Annotated in this window: 25 protein-coding genes and 1 other RNA gene; 11 read left to right on the top strand and 15 right to left on the bottom strand. The window is 62.8% G+C overall.

All coding sequences use genetic code 11. The annotated features are described in order from the left end of the window. Positions 1–175 precede the first annotated feature (175 nt). Both WAO18_RS04575 and WAO18_RS04570 read right to left on the bottom strand, forming a co-directional pair. Positions 176–1,432 (bottom strand): cytochrome P450, encoded by a 1,257-nt coding sequence (locus WAO18_RS04575; protein ID WP_422204234.1) that lies wholly within the window; start codon positions 1,430–1,432, stop codon positions 176–178. Between the two features lie 102 nt (positions 1,433–1,534). Further along, on the bottom strand, positions 1,535–2,737 hold the full coding sequence (locus tag WAO18_RS04570; RefSeq protein WP_422204232.1) for a cytochrome P450: 1,203 nt from the start codon (positions 2,735–2,737) through the stop codon (positions 1,535–1,537). A 291-nt stretch (positions 2,738–3,028) separates the two neighbouring features. On the opposite strand from WAO18_RS04570, the gene WAO18_RS04565 reads away from it, so the two are divergent. The 6 genes from WAO18_RS04565 (at position 3,029) to WAO18_RS04540 (ending at position 8,843) form a co-directional block, all read left to right on the top strand. Continuing rightward, positions 3,029–4,309 (top strand): amidohydrolase family protein, encoded by a 1,281-nt coding sequence (locus tag WAO18_RS04565; RefSeq protein WP_422204230.1) that lies wholly within the window; start codon positions 3,029–3,031, stop codon positions 4,307–4,309. A gap of 207 nt (positions 4,310–4,516) precedes the next feature. Beyond that, positions 4,517–5,770: a TetR/AcrR family transcriptional regulator gene (locus WAO18_RS04560; protein ID WP_422204228.1), complete on the top strand. Its 1,254-nt coding sequence runs from the start codon at positions 4,517–4,519 to the stop codon at positions 5,768–5,770. Between the two features lie 469 nt (positions 5,771–6,239). Further along, positions 6,240–6,965 carry a hypothetical protein gene (locus WAO18_RS04555; protein ID WP_422204226.1) on the top strand — a complete coding sequence of 242 codons (726 nt, stop codon included), beginning with the start codon at positions 6,240–6,242 and terminating at the stop codon, positions 6,963–6,965. Continuing rightward, positions 6,962–7,573, top strand: a complete 612-nt coding sequence (locus WAO18_RS04550; protein WP_422204224.1) for a cytochrome c oxidase subunit 3 family protein — start codon at positions 6,962–6,964, stop codon at positions 7,571–7,573. The genes WAO18_RS04555 and WAO18_RS04550 overlap by 4 nt, the downstream gene beginning before the upstream one ends. Before the next feature lie 2 nt (positions 7,574–7,575). Further along, positions 7,576–7,842, top strand: coding sequence for a cytochrome C oxidase subunit IV family protein (locus tag WAO18_RS04545; RefSeq protein WP_422204222.1), 267 nt, complete (start codon positions 7,576–7,578; stop codon positions 7,840–7,842). A gap of 92 nt (positions 7,843–7,934) precedes the next feature. Further along, positions 7,935–8,843 (top strand): SDR family NAD(P)-dependent oxidoreductase, encoded by a 909-nt coding sequence (locus tag WAO18_RS04540; RefSeq protein ID WP_422204220.1) that lies wholly within the window; start codon positions 7,935–7,937, stop codon positions 8,841–8,843. Positions 8,844–9,198: 355 nt separating this feature from the next. On the opposite strand, the gene WAO18_RS04535 is transcribed toward WAO18_RS04540, so the two are convergent. Further along, positions 9,199–9,972: a spirocyclase AveC family protein gene (locus WAO18_RS04535; protein ID WP_422204218.1), complete on the bottom strand. Its 774-nt coding sequence runs from the start codon at positions 9,970–9,972 to the stop codon at positions 9,199–9,201. Beyond that, on the bottom strand, positions 9,969–10,130 hold the full coding sequence (locus tag WAO18_RS04530) for a hypothetical protein (protein ID WP_422204242.1): 162 nt from the start codon (positions 10,128–10,130) through the stop codon (positions 9,969–9,971). The genes WAO18_RS04535 and WAO18_RS04530 overlap by 4 nt, the downstream gene beginning before the upstream one ends. 721 nt (positions 10,131–10,851) lie before the next feature. Here WAO18_RS04530 and WAO18_RS04525 point away from each other — a divergent pair. Then, positions 10,852–11,691, top strand: a complete 840-nt coding sequence (locus WAO18_RS04525) for an SDR family oxidoreductase (protein ID WP_422204216.1) — start codon at positions 10,852–10,854, stop codon at positions 11,689–11,691. Between the two features lie 482 nt (positions 11,692–12,173). Here WAO18_RS04525 and ssrA read toward each other — a convergent pair. The 9 genes from ssrA to prfB all read right to left on the bottom strand — a co-directional run bounded on the left by ssrA (position 12,174) and on the right by prfB (position 19,009). Beyond that, positions 12,174–12,542: a transfer-messenger RNA gene (gene ssrA / locus WAO18_RS04520) on the bottom strand. Positions 12,543–12,631: 89 nt separating this feature from the next. Next, positions 12,632–13,462, bottom strand: a complete 831-nt coding sequence (locus WAO18_RS04515) for a maleylpyruvate isomerase family mycothiol-dependent enzyme (RefSeq protein ID WP_422204214.1) — start codon at positions 13,460–13,462, stop codon at positions 12,632–12,634. Positions 13,463–13,484: 22 nt separating this feature from the next. After that, positions 13,485–14,333 carry an EamA family transporter gene (locus WAO18_RS04510; protein ID WP_422204241.1) on the bottom strand — a complete coding sequence of 283 codons (849 nt, stop codon included), beginning with the start codon at positions 14,331–14,333 and terminating at the stop codon, positions 13,485–13,487. Beyond that, positions 14,330–14,797 (bottom strand): SsrA-binding protein SmpB, encoded by a 468-nt coding sequence (gene smpB, locus WAO18_RS04505; RefSeq protein WP_422204239.1) that lies wholly within the window; start codon positions 14,795–14,797, stop codon positions 14,330–14,332. Before smpB ends, WAO18_RS04510 begins: the two co-directional genes overlap by 4 nt. A gap of 29 nt (positions 14,798–14,826) precedes the next feature. Beyond that, a complete protein-coding gene (gene ftsX / locus WAO18_RS04500; RefSeq protein ID WP_422204212.1) occupies positions 14,827–15,720 on the bottom strand; it encodes a permease-like cell division protein FtsX in 894 nt (297 codons plus the stop codon). After that, positions 15,721–16,410 (bottom strand): cell division ATP-binding protein FtsE, encoded by a 690-nt coding sequence (gene ftsE, locus WAO18_RS04495; protein WP_422204237.1) that lies wholly within the window; start codon positions 16,408–16,410, stop codon positions 15,721–15,723. A 70-nt stretch (positions 16,411–16,480) separates the two neighbouring features. After that, on the bottom strand, positions 16,481–16,933 hold the full coding sequence (locus WAO18_RS04490; protein WP_422204210.1) for a hypothetical protein: 453 nt from the start codon (positions 16,931–16,933) through the stop codon (positions 16,481–16,483). After that, the gene (locus WAO18_RS04485; protein ID WP_422204209.1) at positions 16,933–17,913 is read right to left on the bottom strand and encodes a mechanosensitive ion channel family protein; all 981 of its coding nucleotides are present in this window, start codon (positions 17,911–17,913) and stop codon (positions 16,933–16,935) included. The genes WAO18_RS04490 and WAO18_RS04485 overlap by 1 nt, the downstream gene beginning before the upstream one ends. After that, positions 17,903–19,009: a peptide chain release factor 2 gene (gene prfB, locus WAO18_RS04480; RefSeq protein ID WP_422204207.1), complete on the bottom strand. Its 1,107-nt coding sequence runs from the start codon at positions 19,007–19,009 to the stop codon at positions 17,903–17,905. Before prfB ends, WAO18_RS04485 begins: the two co-directional genes overlap by 11 nt. 86 nt (positions 19,010–19,095) lie before the next feature. Here prfB and WAO18_RS04475 point away from each other — a divergent pair, with 86 nt between their 5' ends. Beyond that, positions 19,096–20,457: an FAD-dependent oxidoreductase gene (locus WAO18_RS04475; RefSeq protein WP_422204206.1), complete on the top strand. Its 1,362-nt coding sequence runs from the start codon at positions 19,096–19,098 to the stop codon at positions 20,455–20,457. A gap of 6 nt (positions 20,458–20,463) precedes the next feature. Here WAO18_RS04475 and WAO18_RS04470 read toward each other — a convergent pair whose 3' ends face one another. Together WAO18_RS04470 and WAO18_RS04465 are read right to left on the bottom strand one after the other, a co-directional pair. Continuing rightward, entirely contained in the window at positions 20,464–20,784 is a 321-nt protein-coding gene (locus WAO18_RS04470) for a hypothetical protein (protein WP_422204236.1), read from the bottom strand. A gap of 49 nt (positions 20,785–20,833) precedes the next feature. Beyond that, a complete protein-coding gene (locus tag WAO18_RS04465; protein WP_422204205.1) occupies positions 20,834–22,489 on the bottom strand; it encodes an NAD-dependent malic enzyme in 1,656 nt (551 codons plus the stop codon). A 247-nt stretch (positions 22,490–22,736) separates the two neighbouring features. Here WAO18_RS04465 and hisN point away from each other — a divergent pair, with 247 nt between their 5' ends. The 3 genes from hisN to WAO18_RS04450 form a co-directional block, all read left to right on the top strand. Further along, positions 22,737–23,531: a histidinol-phosphatase gene (hisN, locus tag WAO18_RS04460; RefSeq protein WP_422204204.1), complete on the top strand. Its 795-nt coding sequence runs from the start codon at positions 22,737–22,739 to the stop codon at positions 23,529–23,531. 78 nt (positions 23,532–23,609) lie between these two features. Then, positions 23,610–25,016: an acyl-CoA dehydrogenase family protein gene (locus WAO18_RS04455; RefSeq protein ID WP_422204202.1), complete on the top strand. Its 1,407-nt coding sequence runs from the start codon at positions 23,610–23,612 to the stop codon at positions 25,014–25,016. Positions 25,017–25,060: 44 nt separating this feature from the next. Continuing rightward, on the top strand, positions 25,061–26,181 hold a 1,121-nt coding region (locus WAO18_RS04450), incomplete at its 3' end, for an acyl-CoA dehydrogenase family protein (RefSeq protein ID WP_422204200.1).

Genomic DNA, 26,181 nt, shown 5'->3' with positions numbered 1-26,181 from the left:
TACATCTCCTTCGGATAGTCGCCGAGAAGGAAGTCCATCAGGTAGCCGATCTTGATCGGTTCGGCCGTGCTCTCGTAGGACATCGAAACCTCCAGATTGGTGTTTGATTGGTAGTCAGGCTGTTTCGTGCGGAACCAGTACCCGAACCGTGGAGCGGATTCGCAGAGGCTCGAGGCTAACCAATCGGATCGAACTCGATGTGCAGCTTGGTCAGTCCCCTCATGATGAACGTCGGTTCGTAGTCGTACGTGCGCGATTCGGCGCGCCCATGATGTTCTTCGGAGATCCGGATGTTCGCCATCTTGTCGAGCATTCGATCGATCGATATCCGCGCTTCCGTTCGGGCCAAGGGTGCGCCGGGGCAGGAGTGGGGCCCGCGCGCGAAGGCGACGTGTTCGCGCACGTTCTTCCGATCGAGTTGAAATTCGTCGGGCCGATCGAATTTTCGGGGATCTCGATTCGCGGCACCGGGCAGCAACATGATGGTCGTACCCGCCTTGATGGGGCAGTCCCCGATCGCCGTGGTGGTCTTGGCGATCCGGAAGTGGCTTTTCACCGGGCTTTCCAGTCGCAGAGTCTCTTCCAGGAACACCGGGATGAGCGAACGGTCAGCGCGCAGTCGTTCCTGAACGTCGGGGAACTCGCCGAGATTTCGCACCGCCTGAGACAGGAGCTTCGTCGTCGTTTCCTGTCCCGCGGCAAAGAGGAACGTCGCCAGCTTGACAACCTCGTCGATCGCGGGGACCTCGCCGTCCTCGTACCGAGCCTGGGCCAGCTCCGTCAGGACATCGTCGCGCGGCTGCTGACGCCGGGCGGTGATGTACTCGTTGAACTTGTCGTCAAGGAATTGCAGTGGGTTGAGCGCGGCCACGGCAGCTCCCGCGACGACCGAGGTGGCGAGCACCGCATTGAACTCGGCGTGATCCTCCTCCGGAACGCCGAGCAGGTCGGCAATGACGAGCATCGACAGCGGCTTGCCGTAGGTCTCCAGGAATTCGCACCGTCCGTCGGCGACGAATGAATCGAGTTTCTCGTCGACCAACCGCGAGATGTACTCTTCGTTCTCCCGGAGTCGCTTCGGTGTGAGCAATCTGCTCAACAGGCCGCGGGTCCGCGTGTGCTGGGGAGGATCCATCGACGAAACGTGTTCTGCCATCGGAATCTGTCCGCGGTGCTCGTCCAGGAGGGCAGTGATGTCATCCCCCTCGGCCTCGAATGGCAGCGGAGCGAACGGACCGACCAGCGATGTGGCGGCCGACAGCGCAGAATTCTTGTAGGCCGACACCGCCTCCTCATGGCCGGTGACGGTGACGACACCCGCGGGCCCCCCCGGAAGCACCGGACACTGACCCCTCAGGTGGTTGAAATATGGGTATGGGTCGGTGATCAATCCAGCATCACTGAAGTAATCCACCGTCTCGAATGTCTCCACGATTTCCTCTCGAATCAACAGGCGGGTGAGTGAGCCGCGAATTTGCGATCGCTGACGAGCTGAAATTTGACTTGAACACCCGGAAGGGTTTGTGCTGCAACATCATGCGGTAGACACCGGCAGTCGTGACCAGCCCCGGACACTCGAAGTGTGCGCCCTCTCGGCGTTGGCGTAATCAACCTCCCAATCGGGCCAACGTTTCAGCACCTCTTCGAACGCGACTCTCGCTTCTAACCGGGCCAGCGCCGATCCCAAGCAGAAATGCAATCCCTGTCCGAAGCTCAAATGACTGCCCCCGCGGTGGATGTCATACACGTCGGGATTGGAGAAGCGGCGGTCGTCGCGATTTGCAGACCCGTTGAGCAGCAGCATGAACGACCCCTCGGGCACCACCTGCCCGTAATGCGATGCCTCGTGTGCAACGTAGCGCGCCTGCACCGGAGAGGGCGGCTCAAATCGCAACGTCTCCTCGATCGCCCCCGGGATGAGGCTGGGATCGGCGGCGAGTTCACGACGCTGGTCCGGGTGATCGGAGAGCAGCTGCGCCATGAAGCCGATGAGACGCGCGGTCGTCTCGTTCCCCGCGCCGGCGATCATCGCGGTGTACGACAGAACCTCCGTGCGCGACAATCGGCGCCTGGTGCCGTCGGACTCCTCGACTTCCGCCTCGAGCAGGTCCGTCATCAGGTCGTCGGACGGATGGGCGGCTCGCCACTCGATGTACTCCGCGAACAACGTGATCGACTCTTCGAAGACCTTCGAGCTCGCCTCGCCAGGCGTAGCACCCGATGCCAGTTCCAGCGATACGCCGTTAGTGTCGCGGATGTTGGCCTGATCGCCCTCCGGGATGCCGAGAAGATAACCGATCGTCTGCATCGGCATCATCGCTCCAAGATGGGCGATGACATCGAAGCCGCCCGCACCCACAAACGGGTCGAGGGCTCGCGCACAGAAGCCGCGTACCAGATTCTCGACAGCCAGCATCCTGCGGGGGGTAAACACACGCGATAGCAGCCGTCTATGCAGGTCGTGAAGCGGCGGGTCCTCGAAGAGCAGGATTCCCGGCGGAATCTCGATGTTGTTGAACAGGATGTCTGCGGTCGTGCCGCGCCCGGAGCGATAGGTGTCCCAGTTCGGAAGTTCCCGTGCTACGTCGTCGTAACGGCTGAGTGCGTAGAAGTTGTACTTCTCGTTGTGATACAGCGGCGCTTCCTCACGCATCCGCTTCCACACTGGGTAGGGATCGTCGTCGATATCGAAGTCGAACGGGTCGTAGTAAAGGTCGATCGCCTTCACCGGCGTCATGACATGGGTTCCTTCGCTTCGAGCTTCTCGTCTGCCCGGCCGGGCTTGATCTGGTTCGGCGAAGCCGTTCCCTAACGTTTGTTTCGACCGTAGCCGCTCTTCCCCCTATCGTCAATGAGGGTCCGAAACTATTGCGAGACAATCGCAACCGGCGCAGATCTTCTGATTGACCAAACGCTTGTATCGTAATAGGCTTCTCCGCAAGAGCAGGACAACCGCGTGCAGTCCGATGCCGTCGCCCGCCAAATCGTGTCCCTTTGGGCGACAAGCCTCAGTTCAAGGGAGTTCGACGTGGAGATGCAGGATCTCGTACTAGTGTCCGTAGACGATCACCTGGTCGAACCGCCCGACCTGTTCGACAAGCACATCCCGGCGAAGTACAAGAACGACGTCCCCAAGCTCATCCAACGCGAAGACGGCACCGACGCATGGGTTTTCGAAGGGCAGGAAGCTACGAACGTCGGTCTCAACGCGGTTGCAGGAAGGCCGCCTGAGGAGTACGGCACGGAGCCAACCAAGCTCTCGGAGATCCGAGAGGGTTGTTACGACATCCACGAGCGCATCCGCGACATGAACGCGAACGGCGTTGCGGCCGCTATGAACTTCCCGTCCTTTCCGCAATTCTGCGGACAGTACTTCGCTCGCGCGCAGGACAAGGATCTCGGATTGGCCGTGCTGCGGGCGTACAACGACTGGCATATCGACCAGTGGTGCGGCGCGTATCCAGAACGGATGATTCCGCAAGCCCTGCCGCCGATCTGGGATCCCACGCTAATGGCGGAGGAGGTGCGGCGCGTGGCGAAGAAAGGATGCCACGCGGTGACGTTCTCCGAGAACCCGACGAAGCTGGGGTACCCGTCGTTGCACGATCCCCACTGGGATCCGTTCTGGAGAGCCTGCAGCGACGAGAACACCGTGGTCAACCTCCACATCGGTTCGTCGTCGTCAGTCGTGATCACGTCGCCGGATGCGCCCGTCGACACCATGATGACGCTGCAACCCATGAGCATCGTGCAGGCCGCGGCCGACCTCATCTGGTCACCGATGCTGCGGCGATTCCCCGACGTCACGTTTGCCCTGTCCGAGGGCGGCATCGGATGGGTGCCCTACTTCCTCGAGCGCATCGACCGCGTCTACACCATGCACCGCGCGTGGACGCACCAGGACTTCGGCGGCAGGTTGCCCAGTGAGGTCTTCCTGGATCGGGTCGCTCTCTGCTTCATCGACGACGCCTTCGGCGTCGAGAGTCGGCATCATCTCAACCTCGACATGGTGACCTGGGAATGCGACTATCCGCATTCGGATGCCACCTGGCCCCGGTCCCCCGAGGTCCTGGCCGGGTATCTCACCAACGTGCCAGACGACGAGGTGAACAGGATCACGCACTCAAACGCCCTCCGCTTGTACTCCTTCGAGATGTTTAGGCATCTACCGAAGGATGAACTCACTGTGGGCGCGCTTCGAGCTCAGGCCACAGACGTCGATCTGGGTTTCAGGTCATCCGAACGATTGAGGAAGACGGGCACTGAGGCCGTCACAGTAATGGATCTCGCGAAGGGTCTCCCCGCCTGAGTCCGCGCGAGTTGGTCCAGGTCACCACGCACCGACTGCTAATCTCACCACCAGCAAGTCCGCAGTGGGCTCATCCAAGCGGTGCGCCGTCGCGAGCGCACCGGATCGATGATCATCCGGGCCTGCGCACCGTGACCGATCGGGAGACTCGCCATCGACAACGACCTAGGCCGTAAGAACGCCAATTCGCGCCACACCCCGGTGTCGGTGGACACCGATGCAACTGGTGCGCGGAGGTCTCAGATCCTCGAAGTCGCTGCGACCATGCTCGCTGACCACGGGTTGCGCACATCAATGCGTGAGATCGCGGACGCCACGGGCTTGTTGAAGGGCAGTCTCTATCACCACTTCGATTCCAAGGACGCCATCCTGGTCGAACTGGTGGGCCGCTACTACGCCGAAATGAACCTCATCGGCGAGGAAGCGCTACACCGGCTGGGGCGGTCGAACGCCCGCACCGTCGTCGGGGATATCGAGCGACTAAGTACCGATATCGCGAACTGCGCGGTTGCGCATCGCGCGGCGCTGCAGATGACCTTCTACGATTCGCCGAGCGAGCTACCGGAACTCGTCGAATTACTGAAGAACCCTCCGGAATTGATAAACGAAGCGGTGCTGCGAACGCTTACTTCGGCGCGGGATTTCGGAGCGGTCAGGCCGGAGGTCGACCTGATTGCGTTAGCGGATCGCGTGTTTCAAACGATGGTGACGGTCGGGCTCGACGTCGTTCGCCACAAGGCCGCGTCCGAACGGGTGGCGGGCGTCCTCTGTCGAATCATCCTGAATGGTCTGGCGCGTCGGCCTCCGCGGTATTCCACACTCGATAATTCGAAGGCGCTCGCGGCGGCTTCGGATGCCGTTCGCTCATGGGGAGACTCTGCATCGGACACCGACGATTTCACCGTCGAGGCCGATCGGATCTTCGCGGCGGCGCGCACGGAGTTCGGCAGGCGCGGGTACGAGATCACGACGGTGCGTGAGATCGCAGCCGCAGCGGGTGTGAGCCTCGGAAAACTGACGCGGGTGGCGGGCAGCAAGCCGGAGATGCTCGCGTTCATCATGCGATCGTTCGGCTCGCGGCTCACAGCGGGCTATTCGGGTGTCTTGAACGCGGATTCGTCTCCAATCGAGAAGATGGACGCACTGAGCTGGGTCCACATCAACGCGGTCAAGCACTTTCCCGACGAGTTCAAGATTCAACAGGCATGGATGCGACAGTCGCCTCCGGACACCCCGAACCCCGGTTTCGCCTTCGCTAATCGCATGCGGAGATTGAAGAGCCTGCTCTCCGAGGGCATTAACAGCGGCGCCATCCGGAATGAGGAGACGTCACTGGAAGTGCTGTCGCGTTGCGTGATCAGCGTCCTGTGGATCCCGCAGAGCATCGTCGAGTCAATGGCCGCCCCCGACGCGCTGACCCTCGCCCGCGACACGTGGTTGCGGGGCGTTCGCAAGCGGTGACGTTCCGCGGCGACGATTTCCGTCTTCAGGGGGCGATTGAGACGGTGAACGATCAGTCCACACGCCCGCGTCTCACCCTTGCTGCGATCAACATCGTCGTGTGTGGCCGATCCCATCGAATACCATGCCCGGCAACAATATTCCATCGACTTGTCATCTCAGCGCCTTCTGCTGGCGGGTAGCCGCCGCCCGCAGATCGGAGTGACCAAAGCCGTGTCTGGGCCACGGCTACAATCTTCGTTCTGAGCGAAACAAACGATTGATCTACCAATTCGAGCGGACTGAAGATAGCATTCGTTCCGACAGGATGGCTGTTGCGCCGCAGTCCGGAACCCACGCGCAGTGTTTCAGGGTCATCGCCAGTCTGACGGGCTAGCCGACGTGCGGTCGTCACGCTCGGCGATGGTGCCGAGAATGCGCGGACACGGTGCGGGGACAGGTGAATTCAACGACAGGAGCGCCTATGCATGTGAAGATCGAGAAGGCGGCCGCGTGGTCGACGCTGGCCATGTTGGTGGTCTTCGGGATTACGTTCGGCCTGATAGCGGGCGTGCTTCCGCCGATCAATCCGGGTTTTACGGCGGAGCAGACTGCCCAGTGGTACGTCGACAATCACTTCGCGATCCGCCTGGGACTGGGACTGACCATCCTCGGTATGTGGTTCATGACACCCGTGTTCGCGCTGCTTTGCCGGCAGGTGCGCCGAATCGAAGGCTACTGGGGCGTAATGTCGATTACCGAGGTCATTCTCTCGGTGACGTTCCCGTTCGTGTTCACTCTGGCCATGGTGTTCGGCGTCGCCGCCGCGTACCGACCCGATCGCGACCCCCAAGCTATTCAGGCACTCAGCGACATGTTCTGGCTGCTGCTGGTCGGCATCGTCGGGCCCCTCGTGTTGCAGGGATTGATCCTCGCGTTGGCAGTGTTCATCGACAAGCGCGCCGTCCCAACCTTCCCGCGATGGTACGGATACCTCAGCCTGTGGATGGCACTCCTCGTCCTTCCAGGTGGTTGTGTCTACGTTATTCAAAGTGGACCGCTGGGCTGGAACGGGATCATCGCGTGGTGGATTCCGGTCAGTGCATTCTTCGTCTGGATCGTCCCGACCGTGTTCCTCCTAGTCAAGGCCGTCGACATCGAAGCCACGGAGAGAGAGGAGCGCGCCGCTGCGCAAACGTGGGAGCCGGCGGCATGAAGCTGGTCGACGAAAACGAGGTCTCAAAGACAGTCGAGCCCAATGAGGCCTCTCCTGGCCGCGTTCCTGGAGAGCCAGGGGTGTGGATACTGCTATTCGGCGACATGCTGGTTTTCGCCGTTTTCTTCGTCCTGTTCATGTACCAACGCGCACAGGCCCCCGAACTGTTCGACGCGTCGCGCCATACTCTGAATGTCGGCATCGGCTTGGCGAATACCGTGATTCTTCTGACGAGCTCTCTACTCGTGGTCACCGCGATTCGAGCCGTCCGAGCTGGCGCCCGCCCAGCCGCTCGGACGTTATTGGCGGGAGCGCTCGCGTGCGGTCTCGCCTTTGTGGGTCTGAAAATCGTCGAGTACTCGTCCAAGGTCGGCGAAGGACACGTGCCTACCGAGAACAGCTTCTACATGTACTACTACGTCCTTACCGGGTTGCACCTGCTGCACGTTCTGATCGGGATCGTGGTTCTCATATCGCTACTCTTTGCGGCGCGTGTCGCCGCACCGAGCCCGACCAGAATGGCATTCATCGAAGGCGGCGGCTGCTTTTGGCATCTGGTCGACCTCCTCTGGATCGTCCTGTTCCCGCTGATCTACCTCGTGAGTTGAGCATGACCTCGTCCTTGTTCCGCGCCCGATCCACTGTCGTCTGGCTGGGTCTGGTCATGGCGACGCTGGTGTCGTTCACGATCGGTTTCGACCACGGCATTGGTTCGGGGGTCGCGTTGTGGGTACTGGCACTGGCGTTGATCAAGGTGCGCTATGTCGGGCTGGATTTCATGGAGCTGCGCGAAGCGCCGTTGATTCTCAGAGGTATCTTCGAAACCTATTGCCTCGCTTTGTGGCTCGTCCTCGCCGGAATGTATCTGTGGCTCTAGACGACTCGTTGAGGCCAGGGTGGTAATCGTAGTCGTCTGCGCTGGCCCGGACAGCCAGCAGGAGTCAGCGAGACACTCGCGAAAGGGGCCTCATGCGCAAGTGGACAGTCGCTGACATACCGGACCAGAAGGGTCGAACGGCGATCATCACCGGCGCCAACACCGGTCTGGGGTTCGAGACGGCGACGGCGCTCGCCGCCAACGGGGCGCGAGTCGTCCTCGCGGTGCGCAATCTCGAGAAGGGCGAGAACGCAATTCGCCGCATTAGGGCGGCGTACCCGGCCGCGAGGGTCGAACTGCAAGTTCTCGATTTGTGCTCGCTGGCATCCGTCCGCGCTGCGGCCGAGGCGCTCACATCCCACCTTGACACCATCGATGTGCTGATCAACAACGCGGGCGTGGTTCTCGCACCCAAGGCCACTACTGCGGACGGCTTCGAAATGCACTTCGGCACCAATCATCTGAGTCATTTCGCGCTCACCGGTTTACTGCTCGATCGCATGCTGGCAACACCGGGGTCCCGCGTGGTAACGGTCAGCAGCCTGGGCCATCGTTTGTCCAGCGGTATTCGCTTCGACGATGCGCAGTGGGAACGTGAGTACAGCCGGTTCGGCGCTTACGGTCAGTCCAAGCTCGCGAACCTCCTGTTCACCTACGAACTCCAGCGACGGGTACAAGGCAGCGGGACCATCGCGGTCGCCGCACATCCCGGTGGTTCGAACACCGAGTTCAGTCGTGAGATGCCGACACCGTTCCGCCAGTTCTTCGCGATCGCGGGACCGGTGTTGGCGCAGCCTCCCTCGCTCGGTGCGCTGCCGTCGCTGCGCGCAGCGACTGATCCGGAGGTTCTCGGTGGGCAGTACCTCGGCCCCGACGGGTTAGGTGGGCACCGTGGCCACCCTGAGGTGGTCAAGTCCAGCAAGGCGTCATACGACATCGACGCGCAGAGAAGGCTGTGGGCGCTGTCTGAGGATCTGACCGGGGTCACCTACTCGCCCTGACCATCGTTGCCCTATCGGCATGTGCGGTTCCGCGTCGTTCATCGAAGGTGTGGCCAAGGGTACGGAGCACATCCGCATCATGCCCAAGGCCCCAAAGGCAGGGCCGATACGCGAGCGCGACGTCGCCGCGACGGTCGCGTCAATCATCCTCGCGCTGAAGGGGACTCAGCCGAGAATCGCAGCGGCTCAACCGGAGTTCACCGGCGAAAATCAACAGCGTCGTCCGAGCCATCTCCAACGGCCAAGGGGCGCAAACGAATCTGCGGTACCGAGGTGAAGTATTCCTGTGTGAACCATCTCTGTCGACAGAATCAACCCTCGGCGCAGTCGAGTCCATCAACACCGTGTGCGTCGGTCAGTGCGGTTGGTTCGGAACATCCGAGTACAACTGTATGTTCGAGCTGACGTTGACCAGACCGGCGAGCTTGGTGATCAGGTGAGGCGCGAAGACCGCGCCGTAGACCGCGTGGCCGATGACGATGAACGAGACGACCGAAAGGACACCCGCCGCGAGCCGACTGCGGGTCTTCGAATCCGACCACTGCTCAATGACCGTCCGGTCTGTCGGGTCCGTTCTTCCTAGGAGGTAGGCGAAAACCATCACTAGAATCCCCATCGCCAACGCGTCGTATAGCGGGTACTGGCTACGGGTGCCCTCGAAGATCGCCAGGCCGCCGATCACGTACCCGTAGTAGAACACTCCCAGTTGAGCGCCGATGACCGCGTTGAACGTCAACGCCCACGCGAACCCAACCATCAAACCGCACCCCAACAGCGCAAACGGCCGGCGCCATCCCCATTTCGCAGCCAAAGTACGACCCAATGCGGCACCGACAAGAGTTGGGAGCACGAAGTACGCGATATATCCCGGCGGTACAGCGGCCGGGAGGCCGCCCCAGGTCATGTTGAACGGCCACCAGGACGGCATCCGTGGCATGAACGGCGGGAACTGTGCGTACATCGACCAGTCGTAAGGCGCCTCCAACCAGGAAAACGAGATCGCCGAGATACACACCAGCAGTAATGAATCGAGACGCCGACGGCGCACTGATCGATACAAGCCCGCCGCCACGAAGACGGTACCGCCGATGTAGGCGAACAGAGTTCCGATCTGTGCCGCCAGGATCATTCGGCACCCCCGGTGTGGCTCCGTGCACTGCGGGCTTCGGGATCGAACCGGGCTACCAGGCCCACCACTACCGCGACGAGCCCGAAGAGCGTGCCCAACATAATCAACACGCCCACGTGCAGCTCCATCCGAATAACGATCAGTAAACGGCCAGTCATCAAACTAACGTTTGTCTCGGTCGCCACGCAAGGTATGGTGACGCTCTGTTCGCGATTCCCCTTCCAGACGCCGCCGTATAGCTGCGTTACGCGATGATCATTAAAACACCGGAGGAGACTAGGGCTCCCGATGGAGACCTTGGGATGTCTTGGCAGTGGTTGCGGTCGCAGCGTGCAACCGGCGCGATCCCGCTGCGCTCTCACGACCGCCGGTGTCGCGGAATGTGCCAGGGTCGAAAGTGTGCTGGACCGTTGGCTTAACGGGTCGTCGGGATCTCGTCATCGACGCGGAGCGATCCCGGAGCGTCAACGGCGACAGATCGAACGTAGTGACCATGAGGCCGTCGGTCCTTAAGCGGCCGCAATTGCCGCGCCGACACCGAAGCTCCGTCCGTCACTAACACAACTGATCTACTCATCCGCTGCTCTTGTCCACTCGTATGCTTGCCCCTCGCTGAAACAAACGATAGTTTCATACGACGCTCTCCGTGAGCCCGTCTTATAGCAGTCCGAGTCGTCGACGGAAAAGCCTCCTCGAAGGACTGCTTCCGATAGTGGTCAGCGTGTTTGACGTACGAAGGGAATGGAGAATGGGCCCGACCAGACCGCGGCCCAACGGTGGCGGAAGGTCGTGCGCGTCTGCTGAGCGCGCTCGAGCGCAGGCTACGTCCAACAGCAGTTCGCATACGTGCTCGACACGACGGCAGGAGTCCAATCGGCAATGACGAACGTAGCGGTGGTAACTGGCGGCGCCGGGGGGATGGGCCTGGCCGTTGCTCACGCGCTTGGGCGCGAGGCTACTGTGCTGATCAGTGACGTCAGCCAAGAGCGTGTGGAGGGCGCCCAGAGTGAACTCGTCAACGCCGGAATCGACTGTGCTGCGACCATCTGCGACGTCACCGATCCTGCGTCAGTAGGCCAATTAGTGCAACGCGCAAAGGAACTCGGCACCGTTGTCTCAGTTGTCCACACCGCTGGGGTGAGCCCCAGCATGGGCTCAGCCGAGCTGATCTTGAAGATCAACGCGGTCGGTACGGTGTTGATCAACGAGGCCTTCCTTGGTATCGCGAGACGGGGTATGGCCCTGGTCAACGTGGCGTCCGTCGCCGGGCACCAGCTTCCGCGTTTTCTCACCCCGACTCGACGCTATAAAAAGTCACGGACCGACATCGAACGGTTTCACTCCGACTTGCTGGCTATGTGCAACCGGTTGCCCGAATCACGGCGGGCGCAGCTGGCTTACGTGCTGAGCAAGAGTTTCGTAATCTGGTACAGCAAGGCACTTGCTGCCCAGTTCGGGTCCTCAGGCGCTCGGGTGCTATCGGTCTCACCAGGATCGTTTGACACTGCCATGGGTCAGCTCGAAGCCGACGTCGGCGCGGGAGCGCTGGCTCAGATCGGCGCCCTGAAGCGTTTCGGCCAACCTGGCGAAATCGCCGAACTTCTAGCGTTCTGTGCCAGTGATAGGGCCGGATATCTCACCGGCACCGACATTATCTGCGACGGCGGCGTCATGGCCGGCATGACGTGGTCCAAAAAGCTCGAAATCGCGCGGCAATAACGTGTCTCAAGTAACCGGGCGCACTGATCAGCGGGGAAGGTTCCTCGCAGGTGTACACCAAAACGCTGGTTTTGCAATACGCAGAACGGGGTCGCCTACTTGAGTGTGGCGGCGTTGTCGCTGATTGAACAGCCTTTATCGTCGCCGGAAACCAGCGACTGTGGCCGCGCGCGGTGGGAATCCTATCTGCCATCAACCCGAAATGATGATATTCGCGGCCATCTCGCCAGCCGGCGTGCCAGTGTCGCCGGAGCTCCGCCCGGAACGGTGGTCGGGATCGGCGAAGTGCAGCGCCCAGCCCTCGCGAGCGGCTCGCTGGCCACAAGTCGGCGACGATGACCCTCGATCAGTACGGCCACCTGTTTCCCGACGACCTTGATGACGTAGCCGACAAGATGGACGACCTGGTGTCAGGATGTGCCCAAATGTGCCCAAGAAGGAAGAAGGCCAGGGCGGAGATACGCCCTGACCTGCTTCTTCTGTTGTGGAGCTGCCGGGAATCGAACCCGGGTCCTACGGCATTCCCTCAAGACTTCTCCGTGCGCAGTTCGCTGTGCCTCTACTCGGATCTCCCGGTCACGCGAACAAGCCGAGATGACGATCCCAGTCGCTGTTTGATGTCCCTACGGGTCCCGCGACCGAACCCGTAGGTTTGTCCCTCTAGCTGATGCCAGGGTCCGGGCCGAGGGCGCTCCCGGTCTGACAGACACGCAGTCGCTTAGGCAGCGAGTGCGTAGTCGCGCTGATGTGAATCGGCGCTTATATGGTTGCAACGACGCTTACGGTGGTCTCTTGCCTGCACCGGCACGCTTCCCTTGATTCGATGCGCGAAGTCGAAACCGTTCAGCCCCTCGCGCCCCTGCCGATTTTCGGCAAGACAACTCATAATACGCGCTTTTCAACCGCAGGTCAGGGACGATCCATCCCGACAGGCCGCTGCTCAGATCACGAAATTGAGATGCTCCACGATGCGAGCGGCAACCGCTGTGTCACCGCCGAGCTCGACGCCGGTTGTGTCGTCGGTGCGCCCGCCGGCCAACCGGGCGAACAGCAGTCCATCGAGGTGGATGGTGGAGGTCGGGTCCAACCCGCCGAAGTCGTCCACCACCTGCGCGCGACCATCGACTGCGACGCGGATGGTCCGCGCCTGGGGCCCGGTCAGTTCGATGGCAACTCGTGATCCCTCGGGGGCTTTACCGAGTTTGCCGACCACGAAGCCCATCGTTGCGGCGATCTCGTCCAACGACAGCCGCGCGCCCGGGCCGCTCAGCTCCACCTCGGATGACGGAAGGCCCACGCCGTCGTGGATGTCCTGCTCATGCATCCAGCAGTCGAACAACCGCACCCGCATGAACCGGCCGAAGCTCTCCATACCGACCGGCGTCGGCGTCGGTGCGTTCCAGTCGTCGATGGACATATCGTTCAGGCGCTGCCGGCGATCCGCGGTTATCGAACGGAACCGCTCGAGGAGTGCGGCGCCCGATTCTGGGCTGAGATGACGAACCCAGGCTTCGTTGGCGACACCCACGTCGTTTCGCACGTGGTCCAGCGTCGCGGCATCAATGTCGGCGTTGGGTGCGCCGAGTCCATGCAACGCCGATTCGGTGCCGATCATGTGGGCCACCACGTCGTGCACGCACCAGCCGGGCAGCGGCGTCGGCGTCTGCCACTGCTGCTCGGACAAGCCGCTCAGCAATTGATCGAGGCTGTACCAGGTGCCAAACAGACCCGACAAGACTTCGGACTTGTCGACGATGGTGACGCTGCTCATGCCGCCTGATGCTAGACCGACGTCACGCAGCAGCGATCATGCTTACCGATACTGCCGCCAACACCATGCCGATCGCCTGCCAGCGAGTCAATCGCTCGCGCAACACGATGATCGCCAGGATGACCGTGGTCGCCGGGTACAGCGATATCAAGATGCTGGCCAACGACAGCATCCATTTCTGGATGGCCAGCAGCATGCTGACGTTTGCGCAGGTATCCAGCAACGCGGCGGCGGCCGCCAGCCGCAGCGGCGTGCTGGACGGAAGTTGGAGATTCTTGCTGAACGCCGCCACGACGAGCACCAGCACTGTCGCTGCGGCCCGGGCAAAGAACAGCGGCCACATTCGGCAGACCACCGGAGCCTGGTGCAGCAGAACGAAATCCAGTCCGAACGCCACGCCCGATCCGATCGTCAGCCAGGCGACCTTGCTGGTGAACTTGTGCGTCCGGACATCTGCGTCGTCCGCCGACTCCCGGCTCACCAGAATCACCGCGAACATCGCCAGTACGACGCCCAATGACGCTGTCTCGCCGGGTCTTTCGCCGAGCGCCACACCGACGGCAACAGGCACAGCAGCGTTGAGCACCGCGGCTAGCGGCGAGACTACGGAGATCGGTCCGGCGCTCACCGCGGCATAGAACCAGTACACGCCGACCGCTTGACTGATCCCGTACAGCGAACCCCACAGCACCGCACCCGGAAGGATCGGTCCCCCGGCCGTGACTGCCAACACCCCCAGCAACAACGTTGCGAGCGGGTAGGTCACCAGCATGATGCGCAGCGCAGCCGCGCGTCGGGAAGCTACTCCCCCAACGAAATCACTGACGCCGTAGCTGACTGCGGAAAGCTGGGCGTACTCCGCCCCGATCAGCTCATGCCCTTGGATCGTCTGCCCAATTCGCGAATCACTTCGCGCTGGGCGTCGCGACGCGCCATGTCCTGCCGCTTGTCGTGCGCTTGCTTACCGCGCGCTAATGCAAGCTCCACCTTGACTTTTCCTTCGGAGAAATACAGCGACAACGGAACGAGCGCGAGGTTACCATCCTTGATTTTGCCGATGAGTACATCGATTTGGTGCCTGTGGAGAAGTAGTTTCCGGTTGCGGCGCGGCTCGTGGTTAGTCCAGCTGCCATGGTGATATTCCGGAATGTGCAGGTTACGCAACCAGACTTCGCCCTGATCGACCGTTGCGAACGCGTCGGCCAACGAGGCCTTACCGTCGCGCAGGCTTTTAACTTCAGTGCCGAGCAAAACCACTCCGGCCTCATACACATCCAGGATCGAGTAGTTGTGTCGCGCCTTGCGATTGGTCGCCAGAATCTGCCGGGCCGGCACAGATTTGTTCGGCGACTTTTTGGCCACCGCTACCGCCGCACGTATAGACGCAGCGTTGCGTACGACGTAACCCCGGCCATCGCGACACCCACCAAGAGAAGCAGCGGCGAGATGTAGAGGATGTCGGCGTAGTCGACCCTGGAGATCAGGTGCGCTTGGTAGAACTGCCGCAACGCGCTGTCCAGGAACAAGGCTCGCACAACCATGAGCCCGGCGATCGCGATGACGACGCCGAGCGTCGCCGCGACCATGGCCTCGACGAGGAACGGCAGCTGGGTATACCAGCGGGTGGCGCCAACCAACCGCATGATGCCAATCTCGGTGCGGCGGGTATAGGCAGCGACCTGAACCATGTTGGCAATCAACAGAATCGCCCCGACCGCCTGTACCAACGCGACGGCGAAGGCGGCGTTGGACAAGCCGTCGAGCACGGCGAACAGCCGGTCGATCAACTCCTTTTGATTGAGCAGATGGTCGACTCCGGGCTGGCCTTGCATCGCGGCGTCGAATTCAGCGTGCTGCTCGGGATTTTCGAGCTTGACGATGAAGGACGCCGGGAATGCGTCCTTGCTTGCCAGATCCTTGAATTGCGGGATCTTGCGGATGGCGTCGTTGTAGGCGTCTTGGCGGTTGAGGAACCGAACCGACTTGACGTCGTTGCGCTTCTCGATTTTCTCGCGCAGCGCCTTGCACGGCGCGCTCTCACAGTTGGCGTCGTCGGCCGAAATGTCGTTGGTGAGAAAGACCTGCGTCTCGACCCGGTCGAGATAGATGCTGCGTGAGTGGTCGGCCAGTCGAACCACCAACAGGCCGCCGCCGAAAAGCCCGATCGAGATTGCGGTGGTCAGAATCATCGCGACCGTCATCGTGACATTGCGACGAAGACCGGTCAGGACCTCGTTGAAAAGAAAGCTGAAGCGCACTTAACGGTCCATCCCGTAGACACCGCGCTGTTCGTCTCGCACCAACCTGCCCAACGACAGCTCCACGACGCGCTGACGCATCGTGTCGACGATGTGGTGGTCGTGAGTGGCCATCAGCACGGTGGTCCCTGTGCGGTTGATCCGCTCGAGCAAATCCATGATGTCGTTACTGGTCTCCGGGTCGAGGTTGCCGGTGGGCTCGTCGGCCAGCAGGACCAGCGGCCGGTTGACGAACGCACGGGCGATGGCCACCCGCTGCTGCTCGCCACCGGACAGCTCGTGAGGCAGTCGGCCGGCCTTGCCGGACAGCCCCACCATCTCGAGCACGTCGGGCGTCACCCGGTTGATCACATCGGGGCGCTTGCCGATGACCTCGAGTGCGAAGGCGACGTTTTCGAACACCGTCTTCTGCTGCAGCAGGCGGAAGTCCTGGAAGACACAGCCGATCACCTGCCGCAGCTTCGGGATGTGCCGTCCGGGCAGCGTGTTGACGTGAAACTTCGAGACCCGGACATCGCCCTTGGTCGGTGTCTCGGCCCCGAGTAGCAGCCGCATGAACGTCGACTTGCCCGATCCGGACGGGCCGATGAGGAAGACGAATTCACCCTTGTCGATCTTGACATTGACGTTGTCGAGCGCTGGCCGCGCCGACGACTTGTACTGCTTGGTGACACGGTCGAGGGTGATCATCACGGGTCGCCAGTGTAACCGTGAACGTCAGGTGTCCGGATGACGCGGCGCGCTGCGGAGGCAGTACGCGTCATCCGGGCAGGCCGGGCAGCAGCGGTGGCGCGGGCGATGGCGTCGGCACGGGACCCGGCGAGGTCGCCGAGGGCGGCGGACCGAACGGCGGCGGCAAGACGAACGGCGGAATCGACGGGATCAGCGGCGGCGGCGTTGTCGACGTAGGAGGCGTGGTCGGCGGTGTCGTGGTCGGGACCGTGGTGGTCGGCGTGTCGGACGTCGGCGTCTGCACCCGGGTGCGCGGCACCCAGGTGTAGTTGGGGTCAGGAACATAGCCGGGCGGCACCACCTGCGGCACCACCGGTGGAGGCGGGTGCGGCCGGTAGGTGGTGTAAGCCCACCACGTGAGGAAAAACGCGATGATCAATATCAGCGTCGACGTCCGGACATGCCCGCCGAAGATGTAGCGCGGCCAGTGCCGATCCGCATCGCGGCGGTGATTTTCCAGAAGACTGAGCGTGAGCTTCATCAGCGCTGCACCGGGTCGTGGGATTTTTCGTACTCTTCCTGCTCGGCCGCCGCCACCTCGACACCGGGGCCGTCGACGACGCCGACCTTCGCATCGGCCGCGGTCACGATGCCCGCTCGGGCCAGCGCCCGGATAACCAAGACGCGTAGCTGACGGCCGGCCTCGAACTGCTTACCGGGCAGTGTGCGAGCCACCATCCGCAGGGTGACGGTATCGACCTGAATGCTTTCCACGCCCATCAAGGTGGGCGCATCCAACAACAACTCGCCAAGCCTCGGGGTCTCCAGGGCGTGCTCGCACTCGTGGCGCAGCACCTCGCCGACCCGGTTGAGGTCGACGGTGGTGGAGACCGGTATGTCAATGACTGCGCGTGCCCAGTCCTTGGACTGGTTGATCGCCTGGACGATCTGGCCGTTCGGAATGGTCAACACCTCGCCGTTCGGGGAACGCAGGCGGGTCACCCGCAACGTCACATTCTCGACCGTGCCGCTGGCTTCGGTCGTCGACACCACGGTCAGTGTGACCAGGTCGCCGAAGCCGTATTGCTTCTCGACGATGATGAAGAACCCCGCCAAGAGGTCCCTGACCACCTGCTGAGCGCCGAAGCCAAGCGCGGCACCGATCACGGTCGCCGGCGCAACCCAGCCTGTGACGGAGAAGTCGAGGACGTCGGCGATCCGGACGATGCCCCAGATTGCGATGAAGACTATGGACACCCACTGGACGACCGACGCCAATGCTTGCCGGTGCTTGCTCACCTCAGACCGCACCAACGCATCGCTCTCGACGAAACGTTCGTCGAGTTGCCGGGCGATTTGATCGGCGACCCAGGTGACAAATCGGACCGCCAGTATCGCGCCGACCACCACCATGGTCACCCGCAGACCGCGAGAGACGATCCACTGGCCTATGTCGCCGTGCCAGAAGTCGTGCCAGCGCTGCGCGGTGGTTGTCGCTAGATACGTCGTTTTAGTCGTCATCTTTTCTGTTACGCCACCGGATTCCCGCTTCCAGGAATCCGTCGATGTCTCCGTCGAGGACCGCAGTCGGGTTGCCCACCTCGTACTCGGTACGCAGGTCTTTGACCATTTGATACGGATGCAGCACATAAGACCGCATCTGGTTACCCCAGGAGCTGCCGCCGTCGCCCTTCAAGGCGTCGAGTTCGGCGCGTTCTTCTAAACGCTTGCGTTCCAACAACTTTGCCTGAAGAACTCGCATCGCTGCCACTTTGTTCTGAAGCTGCGACTTCTCGTTCTGACAAGTCACAACGATACCTGTCGGGATGTGGGTTAAGCGAACCGCGGAGTCGGTGGTGTTCACCGACTGGCCGCCCGGACCACTGGACCGGTACACGTCAACCCGCAAATCGCCCTCGGGAATCTCGATGTGATCCGTCGTCTCTACCACCGGCAGCACTTCGACTTCGGCGAACGACGTCTGCCGTCGGTTCTGGTTGTCGAACGGACTGATCCGCACCAGCCGGTGGGTGCCCTGCTCGACCGACAGCGTGCCGTACGCGTAGGGGGCGTGCACGGCGAAGGTGGCGCTTTTGATCCCGGCCTCTTCGGCGTAAGACGTATCGAACACCTCAACGGGATATTTGTGTTGCTCGGCCCACCTGATGTACATCCGCATCAGCATCTCGGCCCAGTCGGCGGCGTCCACACCGCCGGCGCCGGAGCGGATATTGAGCAGCGCTTCCCGCTCGTCGTACTCGCCGGACAGCAGCGTTCGCACTTCCATCGCCTCGATGTCGGCGCGCAGCGCCTTGAGGTCAGCGTCGGCCTCGGCTTTCGCGTCTTCGCTGCTCTCCTCTTCGGCCAGTTCGTAGAGCACCGGCAGATCGTCGAGTCGTTGGCGCAGTCCTTCCACACGTCGCAACTCACCTTGAGTGTGGGAAAGCTCACTGGTGACGCGTTGCGCGCGGGCCTGGTCGTCCCACAGATTGGGATCGGCCGCCTCATGCTCCAGCTTGTCGATCCGACTGCGCAAACCGTCGACGTCGAGCACCCGCTCCACCGTGGTCAGAGTGGAGTCAAGTGCTGCAATATCGGCCTGACGGTCGGGGTCCACGCCTGATCACGTTACCGGCCGGGCAAATGAGACAGCCGGTGCGACTAGCCGCGGACCGGCGGGGCGGGCGTTTAGCATCGGGGATTATGCGTCCCTACCACGTAGCGATCGTCGGCTCAGGTCCCTCCGGATTCTTCGCCGCGGCCTCGCTGCTCAAAGCCGCCGACTCCGACGACCACATCGACGTCCACGTCGACATGCTCGAGATGCTCCCGACGCCGTGGGGTTTGGTGCGCTCCGGGGTCGCGCCCGACCATCCGAAGATCAAGTCGATCAGCAAGCAATTCGAGAAAATTGCCGAGGACGAACGGTTTCGGTTCTTCGGGAATGTCGTGGTGGGCGAGCACATCAGCGCCACCGAACTGGCCGAGCAGTACGACGCTGTCGTCTACGCGATTGGGGCGCAAGCAGATCGGCCGTTGAACATTCCCGGCGAGGAGCTGCCCGGCAGCGTCGCTGCGGTCGACTTCGTCGGCTGGTACAACGCCCACCCGCACTTCGAGGAGATATCGCCCGACCTGTCCGGTGCGCGGGCCGTGGTCGTCGGAAACGGCAACGTCGCATTGGACGTCGCGCGCATCCTGGTGACCGAGCCCGACGTGCTCGCCCAAACCGACATCGCCGACCACGCGCTGGAATCGCTGCGCCCTCGCGGCGTGGAGGAAGTCATCATCCTCGGTCGCCGAGGCCCGCTGCAGGCCGCGTTCACCACACTTGAGCTGCGTGAGCTCGCCGACCTCGAAAACGTCGACGTAGTGGTCGATCCGGCCGACTTCGAGAACATCAGCGAAGAAGACGCGGCAGCGGTCGGCAAGGTGTGCAAGCAGAACATCAAGGTGCTGAAGGGCTACGTCGGCCGCGAGCTGCGGCCGGGACACCGCCGGATCGTGTTCCGCTTCCAGACCTCACCGATCGAGATCGCCGGCGGTGAGCGGGTCGAGAAGATCGTGCTCGGCCACAACGAGCTGGTCACCGATGACAGCGGTCGGGTGGCCGCGAAAGACACCGGTGAGCGCGAGGAGTTGCCGGTGCAATTGGTGGTCCGCTCAGTCGGCTACCGCGGCGTTCCCACCGCCGGGCTGCCGTTCGACGAGAAGAGCGGGACCATTCCGCACAGCGACGGTCGGGTCGACGGCAGTCGCAACGAGTACGTCGTCGGCTGGATCAAGCGCGGTCCGTCCGGCGTGATCGGCACCAACAAGAGCGACTCGCAGGACACCATCAACGCTTTGATCGCCGACCTCACCGGCGCCGGCGAGCTGGCCGACTTCGGCACCGACCACGCCGACAAGCTTGTCGATTGGCTGGCCTCCCGCCAACCCAAGCTGGTTACCGACGCGCACTGGAAGTTGATCGACGAGCACGAACGATCAGCCGGCGAGCCGCACGGCAGGCCGCGCGTCAAACTCCCGAATCTGACCAAGCTGCTGCACATCGGCCACGGCTGACCCGCCCTAGTCGGCCGGCTGGTCAGGCGGTGCGAAAGCCCAATTGTCCGGATTGCGCTGCGAATACACCACCGGCTTCAGCTCCCCCACCGCCGGCCAGCGGTCGACATCGGCGGTCATGCGCAGATAGACGGTGTAGTCGCTGACGGTGGGTCCGTCGATGACGCCGGTGATCGTGACGAACTGCTCCCCGGCCGCATCGGGCCGTGGGCTGACACCGGTGATCAGCAACGTGCCGCTCAACGACTCACCGCGCGGGCCCCGACGAAACAACCGCGGAGCCAAGATCCCCACCGCGATCGAGATGAGCAACAGCACCGAAAGGATTTCCCACACGTCGCCATGGTAGGTCCGGACGGCCCGCGGCCCACTGCGATCAGCCCGGCGCCGGCGGATACGCAGGGTTCCAGTGCACCTGCGCGATCCGTCCGGCGATTTCCTCGCCGCTTCGTTTCGGAGCGACGTCCTCTGCCACCGCCTGCGCCGCGACCGCATGCGCAATGCGCATGGCCACGGCGGGTGCGTCGGACCACGACGGCAGTAGCGGCTGGTCGGGATCGGTGAGAGCCGGCGATGCCTCGCCGAGGGTCGCCGCGGCCACCCGCATCATCTCGTCGGTGACCCGGGTCGCCTGCGCGGCAGTGACGGCGAGCCCCATAGCCGGGAAAATGTAGACGTTATTACATTGCGCCACAGGGTATTCGACACCTTTGCGCTTCAGCGGGGCGAAGGGAGAACCGGTGGCGATCAACGCGCGTCCCTCGGTCCAGCGGTCCAATTCGGCTGGGTGCGCCTCCGCGCGGCTGGTCGGGTTCGAGAGCGGGAAGATGATCGGCCGGTCGACTTTGGCGGCCATCTCCCGGACGATCGCCTCGGTGAATGCACCGGCGGCCGTGGACAACCCGAGCAGAACCCCGACGTCGACATTGCGTACGACGTCGGCGAGTTGAGCCGCGCCTGCAAGCCCCCAGTCGGCTACCCGTCCGGCGGGCTGCGCGAAGTCACGCTGGGCGTCCGACAGGTCATTGCGGTCGTCGGTAAGCAGACCTACCACGTCGACAACCCAGATCCGTTCTGCAGCAGCATGTTCGGACAGCCCCTCGGTCACCATCTCGCGGCGGATCATGTAGAGGATCCCGATGCCGGCTGAGCCGGCGCCCAACATGACAACATTCTGCTGCGACAGCGGCCGCGCGGCGACTTTCGCGGCACCGTGCAATGCGCCGAGGGCAACGGCGGCCGTGCCCTGGATGTCGTCGTTGAAGGTCAGCAACTTGTCCCGGTAACGGCCGAGAATCGGCAGCGCGTGCGCGGTCGCGAAGTCTTCCCACTGCAGCAACACATCGGGAAGCTGCTGTCGCACCGCACTTACGAAGCGATCGATGAACGCGTAGTAGTCGTCATCGTCGATGCGGCGGTGGCGCCAGCCGAGGTACTGCGGGTCTTGGAGCAGTTCGACGTTGTCGGTACCGACGTCGAGCACGATCGGCAGCGTGCGCGCCGGATCGATACCGCCGATCAGCGTGTAGAGCGACAGCTTGCCGATCGGAATGCCCATGCCACCGATACCTTGGTCACCCAGGCCCAGGATGCGCTGCCCGTCGGTCACCACGATGACGTCCACGTCGCGTTGGGGGCGGTTCTGCAGCACCTCGTCGAGATGGTTCCGTTCCGGATAGGAAACGAATAATCCCCTTGGCCGGCGGTAGATCTCGCTGAAACGCTGGCAGGCTTCGCCGACGGTGGGCGTATAGACGATCGGCAGCGACTCGGAAATGTGATCCCGCAGCACCCGGTAGAACAGCGTCTCGTTCCGATCTTGCAAGGCACGCAGATAGATGTGCTTGTCGAGGTCGTCGCGTCGGGTGGAGAACTCGTGCCAACAATGCGCGGCCTGCTCGTCCAGGGTCTTGACCACCGTTGGAAGCAGGCCCAGCAGACCGTACTCGCGCCGCTCGACTTCCGAAAAGGCGGTACCCTTGGTGGTCAATGCATCGAAAAGCGCTGCCTGTCCACGCTTTTGGTCACTCATACGGCATCCCTTCTGGAGCGGTCAGCGTGCCTCGACGCCAATGGCGACGGAAGATGACGGCGCATGGCAATCATCGCCGATCATGCGCATAGCGCAATTGGAATCCTGCATCCCCCAGCTGAACGGATTCGAACAGGCGCGTATTGCGCAAGAATGCGGTCATCGTCTACAACTAGCGACCCGCTGCGAAGCCAGAACGGGGTTGCTGTCATACATAGACGTCACGGTTTTGGCGAAAGGACGGCGAATGAGTCACGACGACCTCGCGGTGGCCCTGACCCTGGCCGACCAGGCCGACGCGGTGACCATGGCTCGCTTCGGGGCACTGGACCTGCGGGTCGACACCAAACCGGATCTGACGCCGGTGACCGACGCAGATCAATCGGTCGAATCGGGTTTGCGGGCGACGCTCAGCCGAGCCCGTCCCGGTGACAGCGTCCTCGGTGAGGAGTTCGGCGGCTCGACCACGTTGGCCGGGCGGCAGTGGATCATCGACCCGATCGACGGCACCAAGAACTTCGTGCGAGGCGTGCCGGTATGGGCCAGCTTGATCGCGCTGCTCTCCGACGGCGTGCCCCAAGTCGGGGTGGTGAGCGCGCCTGCGTTGCAACGTCGTTGGTGGGCCGCCACCGGCGCGGGCGCGTTCGTGACAGTCGGTGATAGCGTGGCCCGTCGCCTCTCGGTTTCCTCAGTTGCGCAACTGAATTCAGCCAGCTTGTCGTTCTCCAGCCTGTCCGGATGGACTCAGCTCGGTCTGCGAGACCGCTTCCTGGATCTGACCGATGAAGTGTGGCGGGTTCGCGCCTTCGGCGACTTCTTGTCTTACTGCTTTGTCGCCGAGGGCGCCGTCGACATCGCCGCCGAGCCGGAAGTGTCGGTATGGGACCTGGCACCCCTGGACGTCCTGGTGCGCGAGGCAGGTGGGACGTTCACCAGCCTCAACGGCGACCCCGGGCCGCACGGCGGTAGCGCGCTGGCGACCAACGGCCCACTTCATCAGCAGGTTCTGGCCCGATTGGGCGCTTCATCGACGAAGCTGTGAACTAGTTAACAATAGCCTGTATCTTACTCCGGAGTAAGATACAGTCATCGCACTGCCCCAACGACCGAGGCTGCTGTCATGACAAACACTGTGACCCCCACGAACGGCGCACATAACGGCTCGAGCCCGCGTAAACGCGCTGGCCGCAAGTCCGCCGTCGGCGAGTACAAGCACAAGCGGACCGGAATCGACGTGGCGCTGGGCCTGCTCACGCCGATCGTCGGCCAGGATTTCCTGGACAAGTACAACCTGCGCGATCCGCTCAACCGGACGCTGCGCTACGGCGTTCGGACGATGTTCTCCACCGCCGGAGCGACCAGCCGCCAATTCAAGCGCGTCCAGAACCTGCGTAGCGGACCCACCCGGCTGAAGACCAGCGGCAAGGACTACTTCGACCTGACCCCCGACGACGACCAGAAGCTCATCGTCGAAACCGTCGAGCAGTTCGCCGAAGAGGTCTTGCGCCCGGCCGCCCATGACGCCGATGCGGCGACGACCTATCCCCCGGACCTGGTCGCCAAGGCCACCGAGTTGGGCATCACCGCGATCAACATTCCCGAGGATTTCGACGGCATCGCCGCGGAGCGTTCCAGCGTGACCAATGTGCTGGTTGCCGAGGCGCTTGCCTATGGAGACATGGGGCTGGCTCTGCCGATCCTGGCGCCGGCCGGCGTCGCCGCCGCGCTCACGCACTGGGGCAGTGCGGACCAACAGGCCACCTATCTCCAGGAATTCGCCGGTGAGAACGTCCCGCAGGCTTGCGTGGCGATCGCCGAGCCGCAGCCGCTGTTCGACCCGACGGCGCTGCGGACCACCGCGGTACGCACGCCGAGCGGTTACCGTCTCGACGGCGTCAAGTCACTGGTCCCGGCTGCGACAAACGCCGAATTGTTCATTGTCGCAGCCCAACTCAACGGCAAGCCGGCACTGTTCATCGTCGAGTCATCGACCAACGGCCTGACCGTCAAGTCCGACCCGAGCATGGGAGTCCGCGCGGCCGCACTCGGCCACGTCGAGCTCAACAACGTGACGGTGCCGGTGACCGCCCGGTTGGGCGAGGACGAGGCCACCGACGCGGATTACTCCGAGGCCATTGCACTTTCGCGGCTGGGCTGGGCGGCGCTGGCCGTCGGCACGTCACACGCGGTGCTCGACTACGTCATTCCGTATGTGAAGGAACGTGAAGCCTTCGGCGAGCCGATCGCCCGTCGCCAGTCGGTGGCGTTCATGTGCGCCAACATCGCAATCGAACTCGACGGGCTGCGGTTGATCACCTGGCGTGGCGCGGCCCGGGCCGAGCAAGGCCTACCCTTCTGCCGGGAAGCCGCATTGGCCAAACGGATCGGCGCCGACAAGGGCATGCAGATCGGCCTGGACGGCGTGCAACTGCTCGGCGGGCACGGCTTCACCAAGGAGCACCCGGTCGAGCGATGGTACCGCGACCTGAGGGCCATCGGTGTCGCCGAGGGCGTTGTAGTTATCTAAGTCGTCATCTAAGCGTTTACCGAACCTGCAACGAAAGACCAATCATGGCAATCAATCTGGAGCTTCCCCGCAAGCTACACGCGATTATCGACAAGGCCCACCAGGGTGCGGCGGAGATGATGCGGCCGATCGCCCGGAAATACGACCTCAAAGAGCACGCCTATCCGGTCGAGCTCGACACCTTGGCCGACCTGTTCGCCGGCGCCTCCGAGTCGAACACGGTCGAGATGTCCGGCGCCAACTCCTTCCGGGGCGGCGACGAGGACGAGGGAAACCGCAACGGCGCCAACATGGGCGCGGCCCTGCAGGCTTTGGAGGCCAGTTGGGGCGACGCGGCGATGCTGTTGTCAATGCCCTTCCAGGGCTTGGGCAACGCGGCGATCTCGGGTGTCGCGACCGACGAACAGTTGCAGCGGCTGGGCCGGGTCTGGGCGGCGATGGCGATCACCGAACCGGGATTCGGCTCCGACTCCGCGGCGGTGTCCACCACCGCCAAGCTCGAGGGCGATGAGTACGTGATCAACGGCGAGAAGATCTTCGTCACCGCCGGTTCGCGGGCCACCCACATCGTGGTGTGGGCGACGCTGGACAAGACCAAGGGACGGGCGGCGATCAAGTCGTTCGTCGTTCCGCGCGAACACCCCGGCGTCACGGTGGAGCGGCTGGAGAACAAGCTCGGGATCAAGGGTTCCGACACCGCCGTGATCCGATTCGACAACGCTCGCGTGCCAAAAGACAATCTGCTGGGCAACCCGGAAATCGAGCCCGGTAAAGGGTTTTCCGGGGTGATGGAGACCTTCGACAACACCCGCCCGCTCGTGGCGGGTATGGCAATCGGGATCGCCCGCGCGACCCTCGAGGAATTGCGCAAGATCCTGACCGACGCGGGCGTGGAGATCTCCTACGACAAGCCCTCACATGTGCAAAGCGCTGCCGCGGCGGAGTTCCTGCGGATGGAAGCCGACTGGGAATCCAGCTACCTGCTGATGCTGCGCGCGGCTTGGCAGGCCGACAACAAGATCCCCAACTCCAAGGAAGCGTCGATGTCCAAGGCCAAGGCCGGCCGGGTGGGTAGCGACATCACCCTCAAAGCGGTCGAATTGGTCGGTACCACTGGGTATTCCGAGACGACACTGCTGGAGAAGTGGGCCCGCGACTCCAAGAT

Origin of the sequence: Mycobacterium sp., assembly GCF_049278535.1 — a bacterium.
Classification (GTDB): domain Bacteria; phylum Actinomycetota; class Actinomycetes; order Mycobacteriales; family Mycobacteriaceae; genus Mycobacterium.
This window is presented reverse-complemented; position numbering and strand designations above follow the sequence as displayed.